The 22331-nt window shown below is 63.1% G+C and carries 26 protein-coding genes; 19 read left to right on the top strand and 7 right to left on the bottom strand.

Annotated features, from left to right (window positions below; genetic code table 11):
- Positions 1-107: 107 nt before the first annotated feature.
- Positions 108-1397 carry a DNA double-strand break repair nuclease NurA gene (locus ACZ5C7_RS10845; RefSeq protein ID WP_464378435.1) on the bottom strand — a complete coding sequence of 430 codons (1290 nt, stop codon included), beginning with the start codon at positions 1395-1397 and terminating at the stop codon, positions 108-110.
- A gap of 148 nt (positions 1398-1545) precedes the next feature.
- On the opposite strand from ACZ5C7_RS10845, the gene ACZ5C7_RS10840 reads away from it, so the two are divergent.
- Both ACZ5C7_RS10840 and gpmI read left to right on the top strand, forming a co-directional pair.
- On the top strand, positions 1546-1800 hold the full coding sequence (locus tag ACZ5C7_RS10840; RefSeq protein WP_464376320.1) for a hypothetical protein: 255 nt from the start codon (positions 1546-1548) through the stop codon (positions 1798-1800).
- A 91-nt stretch (positions 1801-1891) separates the two neighbouring features.
- Complete coding sequence (gene gpmI / locus ACZ5C7_RS10835) at positions 1892-3409, top strand: 2,3-bisphosphoglycerate-independent phosphoglycerate mutase (protein WP_464376319.1); 1518 nt, start codon at positions 1892-1894, stop codon at positions 3407-3409.
- Positions 3410-3479: 70 nt separating this feature from the next.
- Here the strand turns inward: gpmI and ACZ5C7_RS10830 are convergent, their stop codons facing one another.
- Complete coding sequence (locus ACZ5C7_RS10830; protein WP_464376318.1) at positions 3480-3965, bottom strand: NUDIX domain-containing protein; 486 nt, start codon at positions 3963-3965, stop codon at positions 3480-3482.
- A 134-nt stretch (positions 3966-4099) separates the two neighbouring features.
- Here ACZ5C7_RS10830 and ACZ5C7_RS10825 point away from each other — a divergent pair, with 134 nt between their 5' ends.
- From ACZ5C7_RS10825 to ACZ5C7_RS10815, 3 genes are all read left to right on the top strand, one after another.
- Entirely contained in the window at positions 4100-4267 is a 168-nt protein-coding gene (locus ACZ5C7_RS10825) for a hypothetical protein (protein ID WP_464376317.1), read from the top strand.
- Between the two features lie 173 nt (positions 4268-4440).
- Entirely contained in the window at positions 4441-5727 is a 1287-nt protein-coding gene (locus tag ACZ5C7_RS10820) for an O-acetylhomoserine aminocarboxypropyltransferase/cysteine synthase family protein (protein WP_464376316.1), read from the top strand.
- 94 nt (positions 5728-5821) lie between these two features.
- Complete coding sequence (locus tag ACZ5C7_RS10815; RefSeq protein ID WP_464376315.1) at positions 5822-6211, top strand: DUF7522 family protein; 390 nt, start codon at positions 5822-5824, stop codon at positions 6209-6211.
- Position 6212: 1 nt separating this feature from the next.
- Here ACZ5C7_RS10815 and ACZ5C7_RS10810 read toward each other — a convergent pair whose 3' ends face one another.
- A complete protein-coding gene (locus tag ACZ5C7_RS10810; protein WP_464376314.1) occupies positions 6213-6371 on the bottom strand; it encodes a hypothetical protein in 159 nt (52 codons plus the stop codon).
- A gap of 190 nt (positions 6372-6561) precedes the next feature.
- On the opposite strand from ACZ5C7_RS10810, the gene ACZ5C7_RS10805 reads away from it, so the two are divergent.
- From ACZ5C7_RS10805 to ACZ5C7_RS10795, 3 genes are all read left to right on the top strand, one after another.
- Complete coding sequence (locus ACZ5C7_RS10805) at positions 6562-7107, top strand: DUF5813 family protein (protein ID WP_464376313.1); 546 nt, start codon at positions 6562-6564, stop codon at positions 7105-7107.
- Positions 7108-7178: 71 nt separating this feature from the next.
- A complete protein-coding gene (locus ACZ5C7_RS10800; protein ID WP_464376312.1) occupies positions 7179-7463 on the top strand; it encodes a hypothetical protein in 285 nt (94 codons plus the stop codon).
- Positions 7464-7488: 25 nt separating this feature from the next.
- Positions 7489-7677 (top strand): hypothetical protein, encoded by a 189-nt coding sequence (locus tag ACZ5C7_RS10795; RefSeq protein WP_464376311.1) that lies wholly within the window; start codon positions 7489-7491, stop codon positions 7675-7677.
- Positions 7678-7879: 202 nt separating this feature from the next.
- Here ACZ5C7_RS10795 and ACZ5C7_RS10790 read toward each other — a convergent pair whose 3' ends face one another.
- Both ACZ5C7_RS10790 and ACZ5C7_RS10785 read right to left on the bottom strand, forming a co-directional pair.
- The gene (locus ACZ5C7_RS10790; RefSeq protein WP_464376310.1) at positions 7880-8110 is read right to left on the bottom strand and encodes an Lrp/AsnC family transcriptional regulator; all 231 of its coding nucleotides are present in this window, start codon (positions 8108-8110) and stop codon (positions 7880-7882) included.
- Positions 8110-8856, bottom strand: a complete 747-nt coding sequence (locus ACZ5C7_RS10785; protein WP_464376309.1) for a potassium channel family protein — start codon at positions 8854-8856, stop codon at positions 8110-8112. The genes ACZ5C7_RS10790 and ACZ5C7_RS10785 overlap by 1 nt, the downstream gene beginning before the upstream one ends.
- A 111-nt stretch (positions 8857-8967) precedes the next feature.
- On the opposite strand from ACZ5C7_RS10785, the gene ACZ5C7_RS10780 reads away from it, so the two are divergent.
- The gene (locus tag ACZ5C7_RS10780) at positions 8968-9198 is read left to right on the top strand and encodes an Lrp/AsnC ligand binding domain-containing protein (protein WP_464376308.1); all 231 of its coding nucleotides are present in this window, start codon (positions 8968-8970) and stop codon (positions 9196-9198) included.
- Between the two features lie 335 nt (positions 9199-9533).
- On the opposite strand, the gene tmk is transcribed toward ACZ5C7_RS10780, so the two are convergent.
- The gene (gene tmk / locus ACZ5C7_RS10775; RefSeq protein ID WP_464376307.1) at positions 9534-10130 is read right to left on the bottom strand and encodes a dTMP kinase; all 597 of its coding nucleotides are present in this window, start codon (positions 10128-10130) and stop codon (positions 9534-9536) included.
- A gap of 102 nt (positions 10131-10232) precedes the next feature.
- Here tmk and ACZ5C7_RS10770 point away from each other — a divergent pair, with 102 nt between their 5' ends.
- The 10 genes from ACZ5C7_RS10770 to ACZ5C7_RS10725 all read left to right on the top strand — a co-directional run bounded on the left by ACZ5C7_RS10770 (position 10233) and on the right by ACZ5C7_RS10725 (position 20882).
- Positions 10233-11150 (top strand): complex I NDUFA9 subunit family protein, encoded by a 918-nt coding sequence (locus ACZ5C7_RS10770; protein ID WP_464376306.1) that lies wholly within the window; start codon positions 10233-10235, stop codon positions 11148-11150.
- A 243-nt stretch (positions 11151-11393) separates the two neighbouring features.
- Positions 11394-12572: a tubulin/FtsZ family protein gene (locus ACZ5C7_RS10765; protein ID WP_283834742.1), complete on the top strand. Its 1179-nt coding sequence runs from the start codon at positions 11394-11396 to the stop codon at positions 12570-12572.
- 225 nt (positions 12573-12797) lie between these two features.
- A complete protein-coding gene (gene cofC, locus ACZ5C7_RS10760) occupies positions 12798-13448 on the top strand; it encodes a 2-phospho-L-lactate guanylyltransferase (RefSeq protein WP_464376305.1) in 651 nt (216 codons plus the stop codon).
- 89 nt (positions 13449-13537) lie between these two features.
- Complete coding sequence (gene cofG, locus ACZ5C7_RS10755) at positions 13538-14686, top strand: 7,8-didemethyl-8-hydroxy-5-deazariboflavin synthase subunit CofG (protein WP_464376304.1); 1149 nt, start codon at positions 13538-13540, stop codon at positions 14684-14686.
- A 527-nt stretch (positions 14687-15213) separates the two neighbouring features.
- The gene (locus ACZ5C7_RS10750; protein WP_464378434.1) at positions 15214-15912 is read left to right on the top strand and encodes an ABC transporter ATP-binding protein; all 699 of its coding nucleotides are present in this window, start codon (positions 15214-15216) and stop codon (positions 15910-15912) included.
- A 34-nt stretch (positions 15913-15946) separates the two neighbouring features.
- The gene (locus tag ACZ5C7_RS10745) at positions 15947-17251 is read left to right on the top strand and encodes an ABC transporter permease (RefSeq protein WP_464378433.1); all 1305 of its coding nucleotides are present in this window, start codon (positions 15947-15949) and stop codon (positions 17249-17251) included.
- A complete protein-coding gene (locus ACZ5C7_RS10740) occupies positions 17248-18519 on the top strand; it encodes an ABC transporter permease (RefSeq protein WP_464376303.1) in 1272 nt (423 codons plus the stop codon). The genes ACZ5C7_RS10745 and ACZ5C7_RS10740 overlap by 4 nt, the downstream gene beginning before the upstream one ends.
- Positions 18520-18590: 71 nt before the next feature.
- Positions 18591-19046, top strand: coding sequence for a hypothetical protein (locus ACZ5C7_RS10735; RefSeq protein ID WP_464376302.1), 456 nt, complete (start codon positions 18591-18593; stop codon positions 19044-19046).
- Positions 19047-19118: 72 nt separating this feature from the next.
- A complete protein-coding gene (locus ACZ5C7_RS10730; RefSeq protein ID WP_464376301.1) occupies positions 19119-20060 on the top strand; it encodes an oxidoreductase in 942 nt (313 codons plus the stop codon).
- 198 nt (positions 20061-20258) lie between these two features.
- Positions 20259-20882 (top strand): DUF192 domain-containing protein, encoded by a 624-nt coding sequence (locus ACZ5C7_RS10725; RefSeq protein ID WP_464376300.1) that lies wholly within the window; start codon positions 20259-20261, stop codon positions 20880-20882.
- A 45-nt stretch (positions 20883-20927) separates the two neighbouring features.
- Here the strand turns inward: ACZ5C7_RS10725 and cofH are convergent, their stop codons facing one another.
- Complete coding sequence (gene cofH / locus ACZ5C7_RS10720) at positions 20928-22301, bottom strand: 7,8-didemethyl-8-hydroxy-5-deazariboflavin synthase subunit CofH (RefSeq protein ID WP_464376299.1); 1374 nt, start codon at positions 22299-22301, stop codon at positions 20928-20930.
- Between the last annotated feature and the right edge of the window lie 30 nt (positions 22302-22331).

Here is a 22331-nt window from a genome sequence, read left to right as displayed (position 1 = left end):
CACACACTGCGAAAGCACCAACTAATAGGTTTCTACTGTTCGACTATCATCTACTCGAATGAGCTATATTGGTGCATATATGCAAACGTTATTCGAGTCGAAAGTGTTCAAACGAGGTCTTCTCCCCAACGATGGTCGTCGTACGTCCGATCCTGGACCGTGTCGAAACTATCCTCCAAACTCTCTCGAAGCGACTGTTTTTCCGTGTTGCTAATTCTGGCGAGTTCGTCCGCCTTGTCGATGATCGTCGGCGGCCCGTGAGCGATGGCCACGTCCTGGAGGACTTGCATCGTCAGCCGTTCTCGAATCTCCGGATCTCGAGTGAACGCGTAGGGAGCTTCGACGCGATAGACCAGATCGTCCCGCGGATCGTAGAGGACGAAGAACGTCACCTCGTAGTTCTCGAGCGGCAGTTCGCGCTCGACGCCGAGCGCGTCGCCGTCGACCGACAACGGCCGATCGACGCCGCCTCGAGAACGGAACCAGTTGGTGTAGGTCAACGAGGTCGTGTCTCGCTCCCAGCGATCGCCCTCGACGTCGTCGACGTACTCGCCGCGCTCGAGAATCCGGGTGAACATCGCGGAGTCGTCGGCCCAGGGAACGTCGAGTCCAACATCTCCCTCTTTTCGTTTCTTCTGCTTGAGCGTCCGCGTTATCACGCGCGTCGCGGGATTCTTGACGAATCCCATCAGCGGAACCTCGCGCTCGACGAAGGTCTCGACCAGTCGCACGTAGTTCTCGAGCACCGTCGTCGGACGGGGATCCTCGAGCAGGAAATCCGCGAGGTCGGGGTGTTGGTCGGCCCAGCGAAGCAGTCCGCGGGGGTACAGCGGGCCGTCGAGGACGAGCAAATCGGAGACCGTCGGGGCGTGTTCGCGGGCGTGTTCGCTCTCGGCGAGATACAGTGCGAGCGCGTGGACGACCCCCTCTGCAAACCGGGGAAGCGGCGGCACCTTCACCGCTCGAGAGCGGCTGTAGCCACCGTCGAACTTGTCCCATCGGTCGTCGACTCGAGCGGTCTCGTCGTTGGAGTGAACCGTCGCGACGACGGTCCGAGAGCGGTGGAGGTCGAGATCACTGGGCGTCGCGCTCATCGCGGCCTGTGCGATATCGATGACGAGCCCGTTTTTGAACGTCGTCGGGTTGATCGTCCCCGCGTCGAGACCGTGCTGGGTCGGAAACGGTCGATCGCGGAGTGCCACGTCCTCGCAGTCGACGAGTTGCTTGCGAACCTCGTCGACCGGCTCGAGGATCGTTCGGCCGTCGAAGGAAAGCGGATCTAGAAACGATTCCCAGACGGTCTCGGCGAACTCCCGGTGGTCCCGCTCGTCGGCACCGTGATCGATCCGCCGCGCGAGCCGCGCGATGCCGTCGAAGTGGACCGGATCGAGCGTCATGACCGACCCCACCGACCCCACCCGCAAAAATCCCGCGATCGGTCCGACGCGCTCGACGACCTCGGCCCCGCTCGAGCGGTTCACTCGAGACCGGGTAAATAATTATCAGAAAACGTATATGAATGGGCGTGGATGACTCGTATACCCGATGTCCAAGCGAGGAATTCGGAACGCCGATCCGGAGTCACCGGCGATCAACTGGCACCAATCCGAAAACGGAGTAACGATCCGCGACGAGGAAAACCCCGACGCCTGGGTCCACATGGAGTTCGAGGCGGGCGTTTCACCCGAGCATCGCCTCTTCATGATCTGTGACGACTGCGGGGCGGTGTTCGCTCAGCGGAGCAAGCCCGGGCAGGGGACCGTCTGTGGTGACTGCGGAGCGAGGTACGAACACGAATAAAAGAAGGCAGACATATTTGGCGTGTCGGCGATTTTTCGCCATCTTCGCAGTGAACGACAGCTAGATACGGCGGGACCCGTTCCACTCGCACATGAACGCGGCACTGATCGTCCTCGACGGCTGGGGACTCGGTGATGACGACGGCGGGAGAAACGCAGTCGAGGCGGCCCACACGCCCGTGTTCGATCGACTCTCGAGAACGGGAGCGACGGGGAGCCTCGAGGTCGCCGGACGGCGCGTCGGGCTACCCGACGGCCAGATGGGAAACAGCGAAGTCGGACACCTCAACATCGGTGCCGGCCGGGTCGTCTACCAGGAGTACACCCGGATATCCGACGCCATCGACGACGGCTCGTTTCGCGAGAACGACGCGATCAATGCAGCCTTCGATCACGCTCGCGACAATGACGGACGCGTACATTTTCTCGGGCTCGTCAGCGACGGCGGAGTTCACTCGGACCAGGAACACCTCCACTCGCTGATCGAACTCGCCTCTGATCGAGACGTCGAGGCGGTTACCCACGCGATCACCGACGGCCGCGACACCTCCCCGACCGGCGGGAAAGGGTACCTCGCGGCGCTCGAGGACGTGATCGACACTCAGGGAACGGGTGACGTGGCGACGGTCACCGGTCGATATTACGCGATGGACCGAGACCAGAACTGGGAGCGGACGAAACGCGCCTACGACGCGATCGTTTCCCGGGAAGCCGACTACGAGGCCGACTCGGCGGTCGAGGCCGTCGAGGCGTCCTACGACCGGGCCGAAACGGACGAGTTCGTCGACCCAACACTCATTTCCGGCGAGCCGGCGCTCGAGGACGGTGATTCGGTCGTCTGGTTCAACTTCCGATCCGATCGCGCTCGACAGCTCACTCGGCTGCTCGCCGACGTTCGACCCGAGTGGGAGTTCGAAACGAACCCACCGGAAATCGAATTGGTCACGATGACCGAGTACGACGAGACGTTCGACCAGCCGATCGCGTTTCCGCCGAACCAGCCCGAACAGGTGCTGGGCGAGGTGCTCGCCGACGCGGACAAAACGCAGCTTCGCGTGGCCGAATCCGAAAAGTACGCCCACGTCACCTACTTCTTAAACGGCGGTCGGGAGGTGGAGTTCGACGGCGAGCACCGAGAGATCGTCGAGAGTCCGGACGTGCCGACGTACGACCTGCAACCGGAGATGAGCGCGCCGGAAGTGACCGACACGGCGATCGAGACGATCGAGAGCGAGGACCCCGACGTGCTCGTGCTCAACTACGCCAATCCCGACATGGTCGGACACACCGGCGACTACCGTGCCGCCGTCGAAGCCGTCGAGGCCGTCGACACCGAACTCGGTCGACTCGTCGAGACCCTTGAGGACCACGGCGCGCACGTTCTCGTCACCGCCGATCACGGCAACGCCGACGATATGGGAACCGAAGAACGGCCGCACACGGCCCACACGTACAATCTCGTGCCGTTCGTCTACGTCGGCCCCGACGGAAGCGACGGCGGACGGACGGTTCGCGAGGGCGGCACCCTCGCGGATGTCGCCCCGACGATGCTCGAGCTGATCGGAATCGATCAGCCGCCGGAGATGACCGGCGAGAACTTACTCGAGTAGGGCGGTAGCGGTTTTCTCGGTCGATTCGAACCAGCGAGTTATCGCCGGGTCGATTCAGCCCATGGTCGAGTTAACGTCGGGTCGATTCGCGCGACGTATCCACCGCACCGATCGCCGCACAGCCGATCTCGATAACGTCTTCCTCGAGGTCGCTCCCTCGAAGCTCTTTGCGAGTGTACCAGTCCCAGGCGTCGGCGTCGGCTTCGTTCGGTCCCGGTTCGATCTCCCGACTCGAGACGCTGGCGAAAAAGACGTGATCGATGTGCTGGTGGCCGACGGTTCCGTCGTGGACGTTGACGTCGTAGAGCATCTGCCGACGGGGCTGTGGAAGGCTTCGGCCCGAGCCGCCCTCGAGCGGGTCCTGTGTTCGACAGATCGACGGCTCGAGGCCGGTCTCCTCAAGGCATTCCCGGACCGCGGCCTCGTGTGGGAGTTCGTCCCGGTCGATGTGTCCGCCGGGCGGGATCCGCTTCCCGATCCGTTCGTGCTGGTGGAGCGCGGTCGCACCGTCGTTGACCACGTAGACGGTCACCGTGAAGTGGCGGGTCGTTTCCATGCTCGAGTGGCTGGAACCGGGCGATGAAAGTCGCTCCGATCGACGGATTCCGCGTGAAAAGGGGCCGTGGGAACATTCATCAGGGTGTACGAATCACACGTAATATTATAGTAGCAGCGTCTAAATCGCTTCGTATGAGCAGTCAGGATTCGATGATGGCGGAAGAAGACGAGGCGTTTACCCGTGAAACAACGTACATTATGATCGTCTGGACGATCGTCGTCGTCGCGGCGGGAGTCCTCTTGGTACTAATGAGAGATCCGCTCGCGGCTATTTTCGCGCTCTCGGGCCTCGGACTGTAATCGTGGACTGATCGACGTCGCGGATTACCGACGGTGGTCGTGCGAGACGAGAAGCAATTACTCCGGGGGCGGATTGCCGGTTTCGGCTCGGGACTAGGTTCATCGTGCTCCGGATCTCCCGACTCGCAAAATGTACGGCAACGTTTTCCTTTCTACTGCGAGAACTGGCTCACATGGGAGAAGATACCAACGACCACCGGTTTGCGACGAACAGCGTTCACGCAGGGCAGGAGCCAGACCCGACGACCGGGGCCAGAGCGCCGCCGATCTATCAGACGACTTCCTACGTCTTCGACGACACCGAACACGCCGCAAACCTGTTCGGGTTAGAGGAGTTCGGCAACATCTACTCGCGGATCATGAACCCGACGAACGCGATGTTAGAGGAGCGCATCGCGACTCTCGAGGGCGGCGTCGGGGCGCTCGCGACCGCATCCGGAATGGCATCGTTCGACCTTGCGACCTTTATCCTCGCCGAGGTCGGCGACAACATCGTCTCCGCGTCGGCGCTGTACGGCGGCACCTACACCTATCTCACGCACACGGTCGCAAAGCGCGGCATCGAGACGAAGTTTGTCGACACGCTCGATTACGAGGCCTACGAGGAGGCGATCGACGACGACACCGCGTTCGTCCACCTCGAGACGATCGGCAATCCGGCGCTCGTGACGCCCGATATCGAACGCGTCGCGGAGATCGCCCACGAGAACGACGTGCCGCTGTTCGTCGACAACACCTTCGCGACGCCGCATCTCTGTCGTCCCCTCGAGCACGGCGCGGATCTGGTCTGGAACTCGACGACGAAGTGGCTCACCGGAGCCGGCTCGACGGTCGGCGGCGTGCTCGTCGACGGCGGCAGTTTCCCCTGGGACGAGGGCGATTACCCGGAACTCACCGAACCGAATCCGGCCTACCACGGGATCAACTTCCACGAGACGTTCGGCGAGCAGGCGTTCGCGATCGCCGCCAGAACCCGGGGGCTCCGAGATCTGGGCAACCAGCAGTCGCCGTTCGACGCCTGGGTCACCCTCCAAAAGCTCGAGTCGCTGCCGCTTCGCATGGAGAAACACTCCGAGAACGCCCAGGTCGTCGCCGAGTATCTCGAGGACCACGAGAAGATTTCGTGGGTCAACTATCCGGGACTCGAGAGCCACGAGACGCACGAAAACGCCAGCAAATACCTCGAAGGGGGCTATGGGGGAATGATCACCTTCGGCCTCGAGGATGGCTACGACGCGGCCGAAACCGTCTGCAACGAGGTCGATCTCGCCAGCCTGCTGGCGAACGTCGGCGACGCGAAGACGTTGATCATCCACCCGGCGAGTACGACCCACCAGCAACTCTCCGAGGAGGAGAAGCTGGCGAGCGGCACCACGGACGACCTCGTACGGCTCTCGGTCGGGATCGAAGACGTCGAGGACGTGATCGCGGACCTCGAGCAGGCGATCGACCAGGTCTGAGCCGTTCAGCGTAATGCATCCGAGGGAACGTCCCACGTCCCAGCGCTCGCGGAAAGCCACCGTCATTAAGGTCACGGAGAACCAGCCTTTCCATATGGCCACAGGGCTACTCACGTCCGACACGTCGAACCAGATCGTAACGACTGCTCGGACAGCCATCGGCGATAGCTTGCGCTCGGTCACCTACTTCACGAAGGACGACTTCGAGCAGCTGTACCTTCGCGAGGACCTCGAGCGGGATGCGGATCTCTCGACGTTTATCGGCCACGAGTGGCGGGGGTTCAAGACCGCCCAAACCGCCTACGAGGGGTCGGAACTCGGCGACTACAACTACACGATCCGCGTCTTCGACAACGGGTTTCTTATTCGCGTGACCAACGAGCGGGAGGGATTCCTCGCCACCACGGACGGCCTCACTGTCAAAGACTTCGAAGAAGTCGCGACCGCGCTCGGAACGTACCTCGAGGAGCGAGCGCTCTCCTAGTTCAATCGGCGTTCCATCCCGGTTTTGAAACGGAGGTATCGACATCCTTCGACTCGGTTTCGGCTCTCGAGCCGATCGGCAGTCCGGAGCCGACTTCGTCGTCGATACCGAGCAATCGGGCGAATCGACGACGTTCCGCTTCGTATCTATCAAGACTCATGCCACCGACAGATGACAACATCGGTTGTAGTTATGGATCGCGTTCGGTTGGAGAAATCCGTCCCTTCTCGTCCGAAACAGTTCAAAACGATCCGAAACGGTCGGGATCGTTGCACTGTCACGCACGGAGCGGTTCCCAAGCACCCACCACAGCGTAACACCCTTTTTCGCCACGCCCGTTCGTCAGGATAATGACCGACCAGCCACCCGCCGTCGAGCGCGAACTCGAGTCTCACGACGCGTTTACGCCTCGAGACGATGGAGACGGGTACGAACTCGAAACGACCGTCTTCGAGACGTTCATCACGGCCGAGGAGGGGAAGGGGAAACGCGACGGGGAGTTCCACGTCACGATCTCAGTTCCCACGCTCTCGGCCGCCGTCGTCGACGACGCCGACCATTCCGTCGACCAGGTCGTCGAAGACGGATGGTTCGAAACCCTCGAGCGCAGACTGCAAGATACCTTCTCGCTCGCCCACACGAGCACCCACGAATCGCCGACGCTCGAGCGCGATTCGGACGAAGTCCGCGTGATCCTCGAGTACGTCGCCTGGGATGCCGGTGAGGGTGTCGAAGACGCCAAAACGTTGATCGAGTACGTCGAAGGGACCTACGCTCAGGGGATCGTCCCGGGCTACGAATACGAGGGGGAAGCGGCGGCGTTGCTCGAGAACGCACAGAGTCAGGGACAGCAGGCAGCGGACGGGAACGGAGAGAGTGGCGGCATGCCGATGTAATTGCGGTAATTCATCATCTCCCGAGGACACTATCGTGAAGTGCTGTAGTCGAGAGTATACTGCAACGTGCTGTGGCCGGGAGTTGCGAGGTCCTGCGGACCTCGAAGCGGAGCGGCGACGCCGCGACGCACGCCTCGAGTATTGCGAGAGTCGCACGACTCTACGGAAGAGCGCGCTCTTCCGAGCTGCGAGGGACCGGTGGTCCCTCGAGCAGTCGGACGGCATTGCCGCCCGACGACATCGCGAACGCGTCGCGTTCGCTCAGCGGGGAAGGGCAGGCGGTTCACAACCTACTGTGCCGCGAGGTCGCTCTGCGACCGAGCGGGCCGACGACTGACCGAGAGCGAACGCAGTGAGCGGCGGGGAGGGAGGAGTGTCTTCGTGAGTGAAACGAACGAAGGCTCGGAAGTCGCAGCCCGCGAACGGAGTGAGCTGGAACGTCTTCCGGTGCTTTTCATCGAAGCTAAGCGGGAGCGAAGCTCCCGCGAGGTCGTCGGGCGGCGCTGCCGCCCGACTGCAAGCGATTCCGGAGGAATCGCCCAGTCCAAAAGAGCGCAAGCGCTCTTTTGAGGATTTTGCCGAGGGACATCGCGTTCCGGCCAGCAAATCGCTGGCCGGAACGCGGTAGACCGTGGTTCGAAAGACGCCTGTGCGTCTTTCGTCACTAAGCGGGATCGAAGATCCCGCGAGGTCCGCGAACCCGAAGGGTTCGCTTGATCACGAGAGAGCTTCGCTCTCTCGAACGACAGCGCAAAAGTTCGAAGTTCGTCTCTTAGTCCATCGCAATATACGTCTGCGTATCCTCGACGCCGTTGATTCCCTGAATCTGGGTTGCTGCGATCTCCTTGACCGCCGCGGGTGTCTCGACCCTGGCTTTCGCGATGATATCGACATCGCCAGCGACGATGTGAGCGGAGTCGACGCCCTCGATCGTTTCGATGTTATCTCGCAGTCGATCCGCCTCGCCCGTGTTCGCTTTGACCATGATAAATGCTGTAACCATCAGTTGGCACCTCCGGGGTTCGCATCCGTGTCTTCGACCGTCGTTCCAACCTCGATATCCGCACCCTGCTCCGCCTCCGACCGGCCTCGAGTCTCGCCGACGACGATCTGGCGAACGTCGCTCAGCACCGCGAAATCCGCGAGCACGACCAGCCGATCGCCCACCTCGAGCGATTCGTCGGCCGTCGGAATCTCGAGGTCGCCGTCGGTCTTGCCGAACGCGAGGACGGTCGAGTCCGCGGGCAGTTGCAGTTCGCTGATCGTGTAACCGTTGATCGGGGACTCCTTCGTGACGGTCAGTTCGACGACCTGCAGGTGCTGTGCGATGTCGGCGATGGCTCGAATCGTCCCGCCCAGGAGGGCGTTTTTCGCACCCATCGCGCCGAGGCGTTCGGGGTAGATCACCTCGTCGACGACGTCGGCGTACTTCCGGTAGATCCGCTCGCGATACTCCTCGTCGATCCGGAGGATGGTGCGACAGCCGTAGTGGTCGGCGATCAGACAGGCCGAGAAGTTGACGTTCAGGTCGCCGGTCAGCGCGCCGACCGCGTCGGCGTCCTCGACGCCCGCCTGCTCGAGGAGCGACTCCTGGGAGCCGTCGCCGTCGATGACGGTAAATCCCTGATTGCGGGCTCGCCTGGCCGTGGCTTCGTCTCGTTCGATCAGCGTCACCTCGTGGCCTTCCTCGCCCAGTACGCGGGCGGTACGCAAGCCGACCCGTCCAGCCCCGATTATCACGAACCGCATGGACTGGGGTACGCTCGCCCCCGTGAATAAGTTTGCCCTGCGTTAGCGAATCGCTTGATCCAATTCGGGCAAAAGCTTTAGTCATGCCAGGGAGTACCACACCACCGACCAATGGTCCACGCCTTCATCATGGTGAAGACGGCCGCCGGAAAATCCGAGGGGCTGCTCACCCAAATCCGAGGGTTAGAGCAAGTCGAGGACGCCCACATCGTCGCCGGTGCCTACGATATCATCGTCGAGGTCGACGTGCCCGAAGTCTACGACGTCTTACGGACGGCCTCCTCGGACGTCCAGAGCCTCGAGGGCGTCGCCGACACGAAAACGTACATCGGGATGGATTAGAGACGAACTCCCACACCAAACTTTTACGCTGCGTTCTGGCACGCTGGCGGCGTCGCCGCACAGCGTGCCGTCACTCGGTAAAACTTTGATGAAAAGCATTCCTCCTTTCTCTCCGTTCGTTGTACTCACTCCGAGTCAGTCGTCAGCCCGCTCGGTCGCCCTGCGGGCTCACTCGCGGCTCTAAAAGGTGTGTGCCGCCTGCCCTTCCCCGGGTCGTGCGACTCTCGCAGTGCTCGAGTCGCGCGTCGCGGCTGCGCCGCTCCGCTTCGAGGTCCTGCGGACCTCGCCACTCTCGGCCATAGCACTTTGTGGCGATACTCCGCTTGTTCCTCGAGTTACCCTTCGAGCGCTTCCTCGAGAACGTTCTCGACCTGTTCGAGAACCACTTCCGGCGACTGGGTTGCGTCGATTCGGACGAACCGGTTCGGGTTTTGGTCGATGAGTCGCTCGTAGTTCTCTCGGACCGACTCGAGATACTCGGCGTGCTCGAACTTGTTCGTCGAACCGGCGCGAGCCGCGGCGGTTTCGGGATCGATATCCAGATAGATCGTCAGGTCGGGATCGATCGAAAACGCGCGGTGAATGCCGATGATGTACTCGAGGGGGCGAGTGATTTCGCCCTCGAGGGTCGCTCCCTGGTAGGCGTATCGGGAATCCGAGTACCGATCCGAGATCACGAGTTCGCCGTTCTCGAGGGCCGGTTCGACGATCCGCGAGAGGTGATCCGCGTGGTCGGCCGTGTAGAGAAACAGTTCCGCGAGCGAGTCCGCGTCCTCGTCCTCGATCGAGCGGTAGACGGCGTCGCCGTACCACGACCCCGTCGGGCCGGATGTCGGCTCCGTGGTGAACGTCGCGTCGGGGTAGACGTCGTGGAGGGCCTCCCAGACGGTCGATTTCCCGCTTCCGTCCAATCCCTCGAGCGTGACGAGCATGTCCGGAGTTCGCGGCGGTGAGTACAACAATCTGTCGAGAACCGCTCGATTTCGACCCACGTCGGGCCCAGTTATTTATTCATTCGAGCCCACATATCACGCATGAACGTCCTCGTCGCCGGCGGAACCGGCTTCATCGGAACGAACCTGTGCGAAGAACTCGCGAATCGCGGCCACGACGTAACCGCACTGTCGCGGCGACCGGACGACGACTCGCTCCCCGAAGGGGTCGATATCGCGATGGGCGACGTCAGCGCCTCCGATTCGATCGCGGATACCGTCGCCGAACACGACGCTGTCGTTAACCTCGTTGCCCTCTCGCCGCTGTTCCAGCCCGGCGACGACACGAGTCACGAGGAGGTCCACCTCGAGGGCACGCGAAACCTCGTCCGCGCCGCGGAGGTTGGAGATACCGACCGGTTCGTCCAGATGAGCGCGCTCGACGCCCATCCCCACGCGGAGACGGCCTATCTCCGGACCAAGGGCCGAGCCGAGGAGGTCATCCGGGAATCAACTCTCGAGTGGACCATCTTCCGGCCCTCGGTCGTCTTCGGCGACGGTGCGGAGTTCGTCGAATTCACGAAGACGCTGACGACGCCGTACGTGACCGGGCTACCCGGCGGCGGGAAGACGCCGTTCCAGCCTATCTGGGTCGGTGACCTCGTTCCGATGCTGGCCGACGCCGTCGAGGACGACCAGCACGTCGGAAAGCTGTACGAAATCGGCGGCCCGGAGGTGCTCACCCTCGAGGAGGTGACGAAACTCGCCTACGAAGCCGACGACAAATCCGTTACCGTGCTCCCGATCCCGACGGCGCTGGCGAAGGTCGGGTTATCGGCGATCGGTCCCGTATCGTTCGTCCCGTTCGGCCCGGACCAGGCTCGAGCGCTCGAGATCGACAACACCGTTTCGGAAAACGATATTTCGGCCTTCGGGGTCGACGAAGACGAACTCTCGAGGCTATCGACGTATTTGGGGCTCGAACCGGCGGAGACGACCCGGTCTGCATCAGTTTCGTAACCGCGTTCGAACGGATTTCGTTACGTCTGCATGTGGTTTGTTAACACACTATGCTGCCCAAAGATTAATATAAACATTCGGGAGAAGCGGTGGTGAAACTGTTTTATCTTTGCAATAACCACAGTGAACCCTGCTCCCCTCTTGCGATTCTCTGAAATAGTTCGAATTCGTGAAACTCACACCAACACAAGCTTTATATCCCTGATTGCTCTGATTTCAATCCACGGAGCCCCCTAACCAAATATGAAGCTGGCGATGATCGGATTCGGACAGGCCGGTGGCAAGATCGTCGATCGATTCCTCGAATACGACGATCAAACCAACAGCGGAATCGTCCGTGCGGCGATCGCTGTTAACTCTGCGAAAGCGGATCTCATCGGATTGGACCGAATACCAGAGGAGAATCGAGTACTCATCGGCCAGGCCCGAGTAAAGGGCCACGGCGTGGGTGCAGACAACGAGCTCGGCGCGGAAATCGCCGAGGAAGACATCGACGAGGTCCAGAACGCGATCGATGCAATTCCGACCCACGAGGTCGACGCGTTCTTGGTCGTCTCGGGAATGGGCGGCGGAACCGGTTCCGGCGGTGCCCCAGTCCTGGCGAAACACCTCAAACGGATCTACACCATTCCGGTCTACGGTCTCGGTGTGCTACCGGGAACGGACGAAGGGGGTATCTACACCCTCAACGCCGCACGATCGTTCCAGACGTTCGTTCGCGAAGTCGACAACCTGCTGGTCTTCGATAACGACTCGTGGCGACAGACCGGCGAATCGGTCGAAGGCGGATACGACCAGATCAACGAAGAGATCGTCAGGCGCTTTGGCGTCCTCTTCGGCGCTGGCGAAGTCGGCGACGGCCAAGAAGTCGCAGAGAGCGTCGTCGACTCCTCGGAGATCATTAACACGCTCTCCGGCGGCGGCGTCTCGACCGTCGGCTATGCCTCAGAGGAGGTCGAACTCAACACGAGCGGCGGCCTGCTCTCGAGATTTACCGGCGGCGACGGCGGCGGCGACGGCCTCGACGCCGCAAACACGACGAACCGAATCACGAGCCTCGTTCGAAAAGCGGCGCTCGGTCGACTCACGCTACCCTGTGAGATCGAAGGAACCGAGCGCGCGTTGCTCGTTCTCTCCGGTCCCTCGGAGTATTTGAACCGGAAGGGCATCGAACGCGGGCGGAAGTGGCTCGAGGAGGAGACCGGCAGCATGGAGGTTCGCGGCGGTGACTTCCCGCGAAACGAACCGGAAGTCTCCGCGGCGATCTTGCTCTCGGGCGTGACGAACGTGCCCCGAATCAAGCGCCTCCAGCAGGTCGCCATCGAGGCACAGGACAACATGGACGATATCCAAGAAGAAAGCGAAGAAAACCTCGAGGAACTCGTCGAAGACGACGAGGACGAACTCGAGCCGCTGTTTTAGGCGACTCGCCACGCCGACGTGGCGACGCGCCGAGGACGGCACGCTGGCTCGGAATCGCCCCGCCAGTGAATCTCGGCGGGTACCGCCCGGGGGGACGGTGCCCGTCCGGAACCGAACGCTGCGCTTTCTATCGACGTGATCGAGGGTGATCGCGTCGGTGCTGATCAAAATCGGATTCCAGTGGGTTCGACGTATTTTTGAGCAGGTACGACCAAAAATCGACAGATGCACGTCGTCGTTCCGTACGCTCCGGACGCGCCCAAAACGCGCCTCGAGCCGGTTCTTTCTCCGGCGGAACGCTCGACGCTCGCTCGAGTCATGCTCGAGGACGTGCTCGAGGCGGTTCGAGCGGCGGGCCACGAGCCGACGGTACTCTCGACGGAACCACTCGAGATCGACGCGTCGGTGATCGTCGACGAGCGACCGTTGACGGAGGCGGTCAACGCGGTGTTGGAATCACGGGTACGGACGGGATCGGACCGAGCCGGCGAGGGTGAGACCGTCGCCGTCGTCATGGCCGATCTGGCGCTGACGACGCCCGCCGCGCTGGAAGAATTCTTCGAACCCGATGACGATGTCGTGATCGCACCGGGCCGGGGCGTCGGGACGAACGCGCTGGTGGTCCGTCACCCAGAGTTTCGGGTCGACTACCACGGCGGTTCCTTCCTCGATCACCGCCGGATTGCCGAGGAGATCGATGCCACTCTCGAGACGGTGGATTCGTTCCGGCTGGGAACCGACGTTGACGAACCGGCGGATCTGGTGGAAGTGCTCGTTCACGGAACGGGGAACACGCCCGAGTGCCTCCGTGAGTTCGGCTTCGAACTCGATTCTCGAGAGGGACGCCTCGAGGTCGTTCGCTCCGCCGAACGCTGATAAAGCGGTTCCACGAACGACGAGTCGCGCACGACGAATTGCCTCGAAGTGAAGCCCTTATGTGCCGAGCGAAGACAGTCGAACGTAGGATGATCCCCGGCGCGACCGACTATGGAATTTCGCTGTCGATCGACGACGACGCGATCGATCGACTGTGTGCCGTGACCGCCGAAGACGTCGAGCCAGCGCCGGAACTCAGCTTCGCTCGGAACGTATTTATCCCGTTAACGACGGCGTGTCGGTACACCTGTACGTACTGTACCTACTTCGACGGCCCCGGGAACGCCTCGATCCTCTCGCTCGAGGAAGTCCGAGACATCTGCAAAACCGGGGCCGACGCCGGCTGTACGGAAGCGCTGTTTACGTTCGGAGACGACCCGGACGAGCGCTACACGGAGATTCACGACCAGCTCGCGGAGTGGGGCCACGACTCGATCCACACGTACCTTCGAGACGCCTGCGAGGTCGCCCTCGAGGAGGGACTGCTCCCGCACTCGAATCCGGGCGACCAGACGCGCGAGCAGATGGAAGCGGTCGCGGACGTGAACGCGAGCATGGGCGTGATGCTCGAGACGACTGCCGAGGTCGACGCCCACGCGGGGCCGCGCCGGAAGAACCCGGGTCAACGCCTGCGGACGATCAAAACGGCGGGCGAACTCGACATGGCGTTCACGACGGGGATCCTCGTCGGAATCGGCGAATCGTGGGAAGACCGAGCCGAAAGCCTGCTCGCCATTCGAGAGATGCACGAACGATACGATCACGTTCAGGAGGTGATCGTCCAGCCCGTCGCCACCAACGAACGCTGGTCGGGCAACACGCCGGATCTCGAGACGATGCGGCGGGTAACGGCGATGGCGCGGGTCGCGTTACCCGAGGAAATCTCCGTGCAAGTCCCGCCGAACCTCGCACCCGCGCGAGACCTCATCGATTGTGGCGTCGACGATCTGGGCGGGGTGTCGCCGATCACGGACGACCACATCAACCCCGACTACGCCTGGCCCGCCCTGCGCGAACTCGAGGAGATTGCCTCGGAAGCCGACGTTCCACTCCGCGAGCGGCTCCCGGTGTACGAGCGGTTCCTCGAGCCGGAACTTCGGACGGCGGAATTCGACGGCGTACTCGCCGAGGGGGCGGACGAGGGGGCGTGGCTCTCGTCGCCGATTCGCGACGCGCTCGAGGCGGCGGACGAGGCGGGGGAGCGCTACCGGTCGGTGCTTCGTACCGGAACGCCGTGACGATCATCGCGCACTGAACGTTCGCCGGATCTCTCCGTCGTCGGATCCGACCACTCGAGTCGTCCGGACTGTTGGCTCATCGTAACCGACCGGCCGCTTCTCCTCGTCCGTGTAACCGACCCATACATCCACCGCCGGAGTTATCACAAAACCGATAGCCGGCGACGCGGGTTCCTACCTGTACGATCAGCTTTCGCGTTGCAAGGATTTCGAACGACGACCCGCAGCGCTCGACACCGACTCGAGAACCCGCCGCGAATGCCGGCGCGGCGATGATCGACGACGATCGAGACCGTTTCAAAACTGGAACGGTCGAAAGAGCCGCTGCGTTAGCCTGTCTCGACGCGTTCGAGTAGATTGCGGATTTCTGACGGTCGGTTGATTCGAAACCACCGCCTGTCCGCGGGAAGCCGGACTGAAACAATGGGCCGTCGTGCCGTTCTCCCGAACACTTCGTGAGGTTTCTCAATCGATCACACCACCGTTCGCGTTCGGCGGGATCCGAGACGTCAGACGAAGACGACGCGATACCGGCCGTTCGCCTCGAGGCGGTCAGCCACGAGTACGGTTCGACGGGCGGACGACTCCGCTCGGGTTCGGACCGAACGGTGACCGCACTTCGCGAGGTCTCCGTCGACGTGGAACGAGGCACTATCGTCGGACTCGAAGGACCGAGCGGGAGCGGCAAGTCGACGATTCTGCACGCGGTCGCTGGACTGCTCGTGCCGACCGAAGGAACCGTCTCCGTGCTCGGAACCGACCTCACGTCGCTGTCCGACCGAGGACGGACGAAGGCGCGGCGACGACACGTCGGTATCGTCTTCCAGCGGTTTCACCTGCTCCCGTCGCTTTCCGCACGCGCAAATGTCGCCTTACCGCTCGTGCAGGCGGGGCTTTCGAAATCGGCGCGTCGCGAGCGGGCGTCGACGTTGTTGAGTCAGGTCGGTCTCGAGGATCGGATCACGCACCGTCCCGGCGAACTCAGCGGCGGCGAACGTCAGCGCGTCGCGATCGCCAGGGCGCTGTCGACGGATCCCGATATCCTCGTCGCGGACGAACCGACGGGCGAACTCGATACGGGAACCGGCGCGGACGTCCTCGAGCTGTTGACCGATGTCGGGCGCGACCGAGCGGTACTCATCGCGTCACACGACGCGGCGACGCTCGCCGTCGCCGATCGAGTGGTGACGCTCCGGGATGGGACGGTGGTCGAGGATGAACGATGACGCCGAACGAACGGAGACCGCCGACTCCGACGAAATGCGGAACGAGAGTGGTGAACGGAACGGGATCGGTGAACGAAACCTGAGGGGAGACACCGCAGGGAAGCGCAGTCACCGCTGGCGCGGAATCGTGGGCGTCTCGGTTGCCAGGCTGTGGAATCGACCGACCCGAACTAACTCGAGTCGGATCCTGACCTCGATCGCAGTCGTCGCGCTCACCGTCGCGTTGCTTCTGTGCATCACCGGCATCGCGCTCGCGCTTGCCGACGGCGGTCCGATGCTCGAGAACGACGCCGACGCTCAGATTGCGCCGGAAGGGAGTGGAAGCCTCTCGGCCGTAGACGGCGTCGAGAGCCCGCGACTCGGCGAGACGAACGAGCGAGCGGCGGCGATCCGCTCGGAAGCGGGCGTCGACCACGCGTCACCGGTTCTCGTCGAGCCGACGAAATTCGAGACCGGCGACGGCGACACCGAAACGATCCTGCTCGTTGGCGTCGTCCCCGACGAGGAACCTCGAACCGTCGCGGGCCTCTCGACGGAGAGCCTCGAGTCCGGTGATGAACACTACGCCGACGGGTCCTACGACGGGCTGACACAGCGACAGCTCGTGCTTTCTCCCGCCGCGGCGACCCAACTCGAGGCCTCGGAAGGCGACGAACAGACCGTCTCGAGCGGACAGGGAGATATGGAGGTCCCGTCGCTCACCGTTGTGGACATCGACGACTCCGCGGACGCCTACGAGGATAGCGACGCGCCGATCGCGCTCGTTCACCTGAGCGAGTTACAGACGTTCTCGGGGGCGAGCGACGACAAACTGGCCGACAACGTGCTCGTGTGGGGCGACTCCGAGGCGGCGGCGACGGCAGCCGGCGAGGCGTATCCGGATGCGACGGTCGAATCGAATCGAGGCGGCGATCCGTCGGCGCTGTTCGACGACGGATTGGCGTTCGCGACGGGCGCGATCGCACTGCTCATCGGCGTGACGGTCTGTGCATCGTTCGTCGCGACGACGATGGGGATGGCCGTCGACCAAGATCGACGAACCCTCGCCATCCTCCAGACGATCGGCGTCCCGCTATCGGGTCGAATGGCCGTCGTCGCCACCTCGACCGTGGTCGCAACCCTCTGTGGCGCAGTTCTCGGAATCGGTCTCGGCGTCGTCGGGATTTTCGCCGTCAACGCGGTTGCCGGCGCGACCGTCGCGTCGGGAACCGTCGCGATGGCCCACCCCGTCTTCATCCCGTACGCGCTCGTCGTCGCGCTCGTCGCCGGACTGCTCGCGGTCCCGTATCCGCTGTTGATCGCCTCGAGGACGAGCGTCTTGGACGAGGTGGGTCGATGATCCGGCGATTCGGGGCGGCGTTGAGAGCGGTGGCGAACCTCCGACACGTTCCTACTCGAGCGAGAGCCGTCGTCGGCATCGCGGTCGCTCAGATTCGCCGGTCGCCCCGACGGACCGCACTCGCCGTCCTCGCCGTTGCGCTCGTCGTTCTCTCGGTAACCTTGCTCGCGAGCCTCGGCGTCGGCGTCGTCGACGTCGGCGAAGACGGGCTCGAGAACGCGAATCGGGGCATCTGGCTCTCGAGCGACCCGGTCGATCCCTCCGCCAGCGGCACCGAAAACCCGATCGTCGGCGCACATAGCGTGACGGCCGAACTCGAGGAGCGCGACGACGTGAGTTCCGCCTCACCGATTGCGATGTACGAGATCTACATCGGGACGGACCCGGGGGATCTCGAGCGGACGTCGGCCGTCGGCGTTCCGGAAACCCACTCCGGGTTCGACTTCCAGCGGGGCGGCGGATACGAAACCGACGCGGATGACGCACGAAAGGCGATGGCGAGTGGCGACCCTACGACCGAGGAAGTGGTTTTGGATCCGGAGACCGCCCACCGACTCGACGCCGAACCCGGCGACACGGTCTATCTCGGGACGAGCAGGGAGTCGGCTCCCGAATACGAGTTTACCGTCGTCGGAACGGCCTCGTACTACTCGCAGTACCTCGGATCGGAATCGACCGCCGTTCCCCTCCCCGACCTGTTAGCCGTCGCCGGAACCACGGGGACGGATCGAGCGACGTTCGTCACCGCAGACGCCGCGGAGGACGCCGACCGGCAGGAGGTTGCGGCCGACCTTGACGACGCCTACCCCGAGTACGACGTTCGTGCCAGCGACGAACAGATCGGAGCGATGCTCGAGGAACGTCCGCTCATTCTCGCCAGCGGCGTCACGTTGGTCGGGTTGGCAATCGTCGGCGGGGTCATCCTCACGGTGAACTTGTTCGCGCTCGTCGCCTCCCAGCAACGCGAGGAGCTCGCGGCGCTCCGGGCGATCGGCCTCTCGAGGTGGATCCTCGCGGGAACGATCGGGGCACAGGGACTCGTCATCGGACTGCTCGGCGGCGTCGTCGGACTCCTCTCTACACCGGTGCTCGTGGCGGGGGTAAACCAGATCGTCACCGAGTTCGCCGGGTTCGAGCAACTGCTCCGGACGCCGCTCGAGGTCTACGTCGTTGGCTTCGCTCTCGCCGCCGTCGTCGGAACGATCGTCGCGCTCGTCGCGGGCTGGCGAGCCGGTCGATACGCACGCATCAAGCACCTCAAGGCGTAAGCCGGGTCGACGATGGATAGGAGAGCGTATTCACCACAAAACACTTTGCGAACAGCTCTCGCTACTTGAATATGTATCGCCGCGAGTTGCTCGGGCTGGCGACAATTCCTGCTCTCGTCGGGCTCTCGGGGTGTGCCGAGTCGGTCCACCGACTTCGGGGCGCGGACACGCCGGCCGAGCTATCGGTCGGAAACGCAACCGACGAGCCCCATCAAATTGCACTCCGGGTCGACCGGGACGGCGAAGTCGTATTCGACGCCGTCGTGGACGTCGGCGAGAGCGGAGCCGTCGAGTCGCTCGAAGGCACCGAGTACGACGATGCGGAGTTTTCTCGAGCGGGGACGTACACGCTCGCGGCCGAGGGGAACGGCGACGAAACGCGGTCGGAAGCCGAACTCTCGTGGCGAGATCTCACCGATTGCAACTCGAATACGCTGCAAGTCATCATCTTCGACGACGAGCTCGATGCGGGACTCGTCAGGACGGACGCGGACTGCGGTGGGTTGGACCGTCTCGGTGGCGGTTGATTTCGATCGAGAATTGTCGGCGACGACCACCGCCACCCGAGTTATCAAACGGCCGTAGCCCGTACGACGCGTATGAGCTGGACCGCGTCCGACGTTCCCGACCAGTCGGGCCGAACAGTAGTCGTCACCGGCGCGAACAGCGGCATCGGCTTCGAAGCCACTCGAGTGCTCGCCGACCGCGGCGCGACGGTCGTCATGGCCTGTCGAAGCGTGGACCGCGGCGAGGCGGCCGCCGACGAGATCAGGGACGACCTCGAGTCCGACGCCGACGGCGAACTCGTCGTCGAGGAACTGGACCTCGCGGACCTCGAGTCGGTTCGCGCGTTCGCACAAGGGTTCGATGACGTGTCCGATGATGCAATAGACGCACTCGTGAACAACGCGGGCGTAATGGCGATTCCGCGCCGGGAAACGGTCCAGGGCTTCGAGATGCAGTTGGGCGTCAACCATCTCGGGCACTTCGCGCTCACGGCCCTCTTGTTCGACCGCCTCGCGAGAGACGCTCGCATCGTGACCGTCTCGAGCGGCGTCCACGAACAGGGCGAGATCGACTTCGACGATCTGCAAGGCGAAGACGAGTACAGCCGATGGGATGCTTACGCCCAGTCGAAACTCGCGAACCTGTTCTTTGCCTACGAACTCGACCGTCGACTCGAGTCGACTTCCTCGAACGCGCTAAGCGTCGGCGTCCATCCGGGCTACGCAGATACGGCGTTACAGGCTCGAGGCCCCGAAATGGACGGCTCGTGGGCTCGAAAGGTTCTGATGGACGTTTCGAACGCCGTGTTCGCCCAGTCCGCCGCGAAGGGGGCGCTTCCGACGCTGTACGCGGCGACCGCGACCGACGTCCAAAGCGGAGAGTACTACGGCCCCGGCGGGCTCATGAATATGCGCGGCACGCCGGAACGACAGCGGTCGGCCGAGCAGTCCTACGATCGGGAGGCTGCGCGGCGACTGTGGGACGTCTCCGAAGAGCTGACCGGCGTCGAGTTCGACCTCGAAACGGAATCCTAACAGCGGAATGCGAACGATGAGTGTTCAGTATTCGATAGAACGGATTCGCGATGGGCCGGCCGCTGGTTTGGGGAGGGTTTTCGAGAGTATCGGGGTTCTCGAGTCCAGTCGAATCCGCAGGTTCCACCGGAAACGTACACCTTCTCGTGAATCTCGACGAATATTTATCAATCCGTCTGTGGTCGTGGACACACTGTAATGACTCCGCCGCGTTCACCAACTCCGGATCGTCGGGCCGTACTGACGGGGCTCACCGCGAGCGTCGGGTTTCTCACCCTCGCCGGCTGTACCGAATCCGGCGACGAGAGCGATTCTCCGACCGGCGACTCGGAACCGAACGGCGACGATTCGAACGGAGACGACGGGGAAGGATCGAGCAATTCGGACGAGAGTGACAACTCGAGCGACGACGAGTCCTCGGAGGTCCACGCCGACTACGAGGAAACCGATGTCAGCGTGACGACCCCCGACGGCGAGGAACTCGGCGAAGTGACGGCGGCCATCGCCGACACGCCGGAGCTGCAAACGCTCGGGCTCAGCGATACCGAGGAATTGCCCGAGGACCGGGGCATGATCTTCATCAACAGTTCGGAACAGGAGTTGCGATTCATCATGCCCGATATGTCGTTCGGGATCGACATCGTCTACGCCGACAGCGAGGGCGTCATCACGGGGATCCACCACGCGCCCCAGCCCGGCCCGGACGAGGACGGCTCCGAGCAGGGCTATCCGGGCTACGGCCAGTACGTCCTCGAGGTCAACTACGAGTGGACCGCCGAGCGGGGTATCGAAGAAGGCGACGTGCTCAGCTTCACGTACTGAAGGCGTCGTCCAAAGAAGTCGAAGCCCGGAGCGAGCGGACCGAGCTCAGTCGTCGGCCGGAACGGTTTCGTCCCCTCGAGCCAGCAGTGGCGTCCCGTCCGCCTTCGGCCCGAGTTGTGGCCCGAACGGCGGGTCGTCGGGGTCGATGACGCGGCGCTTTTCGTAATCGGTCGAGCGCTCGACGGGAACGCGTCCGATCGAGGCGATGAGATCGACGTAGTCCTCGATCGAGCGGAACTCGCCGTACTCGCCACCGGCGCGTTTGGTGATCTCCTCGGAGAGGATCGTCCCCATGAAGTCGTCCGCGCCACAGGAGAGCATCTTCAGCCCCTGCTGGTCGCCGTACTTGACCCACGAGGACTGAATGTGGTCGATGTTGTCGAGAAAGAGCCGCGAGACGGCGATCATCAGTTCGTCCTCGTCCTGACTCGCGCCGCCTTCGACGACGTCGTGCTCGTAAAGCGGCGTGTTCTGGTGGATAAAGGAGAGGGGAACGAACTCGGTGATCGCGCCGTCGACGCGCTCCTGGAGGTCGCGAACGCGTTTTAAGTGCATGACCCGGTGGGCCTCGTTCTCGACGTGGCCGTACATGATCGTCGAGGTGAGTCCGAGGCCGGCCTCGGCCGCGGCTTCCATCGCCTCGAGCCAGCCGTCGGTGCTGATCTTACCGGGACAGATCACCTCCCGGACCTCCTCGACGAGGATTTCGGCCGCGGTGCCGGGAACGGTGTCGAGTCCAGCGTCTCGCAGACGGCTGTAAACGTCCTCGTAGGACCAATCGGTACCGCGACGGGCGTGGTAGGCCTCCTCGGGTGTCATCGAGTGAACGTGCACGTCGTCGACGCTCATCGCCGCCATCTGCTCGGCGTAGGTGCCGGGGTCGGTCTCGTACCGTTCGGGCGACTTGTAGTTGACCTCCTTGCGGTTCTCGGTCGCCTCGAGGATCTCTAAGTGTTCCTCGTCAAGCGCGAACGCGGGGTGTAGACCGGAGACCGAGGTGACCTCGTAGATGCCGCGATCGACCGCACCGCTGACGATTTCGCGAGATTCGGCCGGAGTCTTGGTAAAGCCCTGGCTCTCCATTTCGGCATCGGATTCGAAGGTGTGTGCGGCGTCTTTGAAGTTACAGAACAGACAGCCGACGTTACACGCGGTCGTCACATTGTTGTTCAGGTTCGCGACGAACGTGACCTCCTCGCCGACGACCGCGGCTCGGCGTCGATCCGCGGCCTCGAGGACCCGCTCTTTTCGTCGCTGGTCGATCCCCTCGGCGTCGGTCCCCGTCGTCAACAGCTCGATGCCGTCGTCGACGGTGAGTCGGTTCCCGTTCCGTGCCTTCTCGAGGGCGTTCTCGAACGACTGGTCGGTTTCGGGAACGTGCTCGAACGCGAGGTCTGCCTCGGTCACCGGTCGCTCCATCGTGGCAACGAACCCGTTACAGCGCCAAAA

The sequence above is a fragment of the Halostagnicola alkaliphila genome, assembly GCF_055379965.1.
This window is presented reverse-complemented; position numbering and strand designations above follow the sequence as displayed.

Bases quoted from the DNA above. Each gene is read 5' to 3' on its own strand.
- ACZ5C7_RS10845 (WP_464378435.1), bottom strand. From the start codon at position 1,397: ATGACGCTCGATCCGGTCCACTTCGACGGCATCGCGCGGCTCGCGCGG.
- ACZ5C7_RS10840 (WP_464376320.1), top strand. From the start codon at position 1,546: ATGTCCAAGCGAGGAATTCGGAACGCCGATCCGGAGTCACCGGCGATC.
- gpmI (WP_464376319.1), top strand. From the start codon at position 1,892: ATGAACGCGGCACTGATCGTCCTCGACGGCTGGGGACTCGGTGATGAC.
- ACZ5C7_RS10830 (WP_464376318.1), bottom strand. From the start codon at position 3,965: ATGGAAACGACCCGCCACTTCACGGTGACCGTCTACGTGGTCAACGAC.
- ACZ5C7_RS10825 (WP_464376317.1), top strand. From the start codon at position 4,100: ATGAGCAGTCAGGATTCGATGATGGCGGAAGAAGACGAGGCGTTTACC.
- ACZ5C7_RS10820 (WP_464376316.1), top strand. From the start codon at position 4,441: ATGGGAGAAGATACCAACGACCACCGGTTTGCGACGAACAGCGTTCAC.
- ACZ5C7_RS10815 (WP_464376315.1), top strand. From the start codon at position 5,822: ATGGCCACAGGGCTACTCACGTCCGACACGTCGAACCAGATCGTAACG.
- ACZ5C7_RS10810 (WP_464376314.1), bottom strand. From the start codon at position 6,371: ATGAGTCTTGATAGATACGAAGCGGAACGTCGTCGATTCGCCCGATTG.
- ACZ5C7_RS10805 (WP_464376313.1), top strand. From the start codon at position 6,562: ATGACCGACCAGCCACCCGCCGTCGAGCGCGAACTCGAGTCTCACGAC.
- ACZ5C7_RS10790 (WP_464376310.1), bottom strand. From the start codon at position 8,110: ATGGTTACAGCATTTATCATGGTCAAAGCGAACACGGGCGAGGCGGAT.
- ACZ5C7_RS10785 (WP_464376309.1), bottom strand. From the start codon at position 8,856: ATGCGGTTCGTGATAATCGGGGCTGGACGGGTCGGCTTGCGTACCGCC.
- ACZ5C7_RS10780 (WP_464376308.1), top strand. From the start codon at position 8,968: ATGGTCCACGCCTTCATCATGGTGAAGACGGCCGCCGGAAAATCCGAG.
- tmk (WP_464376307.1), bottom strand. From the start codon at position 10,130: ATGCTCGTCACGCTCGAGGGATTGGACGGAAGCGGGAAATCGACCGTC.
- ACZ5C7_RS10770 (WP_464376306.1), top strand. From the start codon at position 10,233: ATGAACGTCCTCGTCGCCGGCGGAACCGGCTTCATCGGAACGAACCTG.
- ACZ5C7_RS10765 (WP_283834742.1), top strand. From the start codon at position 11,394: ATGAAGCTGGCGATGATCGGATTCGGACAGGCCGGTGGCAAGATCGTC.
- cofC (WP_464376305.1), top strand. From the start codon at position 12,798: ATGCACGTCGTCGTTCCGTACGCTCCGGACGCGCCCAAAACGCGCCTC.
- cofG (WP_464376304.1), top strand. From the start codon at position 13,538: ATGATCCCCGGCGCGACCGACTATGGAATTTCGCTGTCGATCGACGAC.
- ACZ5C7_RS10745 (WP_464378433.1), top strand. From the start codon at position 15,947: ATGCGGAACGAGAGTGGTGAACGGAACGGGATCGGTGAACGAAACCTG.
- ACZ5C7_RS10740 (WP_464376303.1), top strand. From the start codon at position 17,248: ATGATCCGGCGATTCGGGGCGGCGTTGAGAGCGGTGGCGAACCTCCGA.
- ACZ5C7_RS10735 (WP_464376302.1), top strand. From the start codon at position 18,591: ATGTATCGCCGCGAGTTGCTCGGGCTGGCGACAATTCCTGCTCTCGTC.
- ACZ5C7_RS10730 (WP_464376301.1), top strand. From the start codon at position 19,119: ATGAGCTGGACCGCGTCCGACGTTCCCGACCAGTCGGGCCGAACAGTA.
- ACZ5C7_RS10725 (WP_464376300.1), top strand. From the start codon at position 20,259: ATGACTCCGCCGCGTTCACCAACTCCGGATCGTCGGGCCGTACTGACG.
- cofH (WP_464376299.1), bottom strand. From the start codon at position 22,301: ATGGAGCGACCGGTGACCGAGGCAGACCTCGCGTTCGAGCACGTTCCC.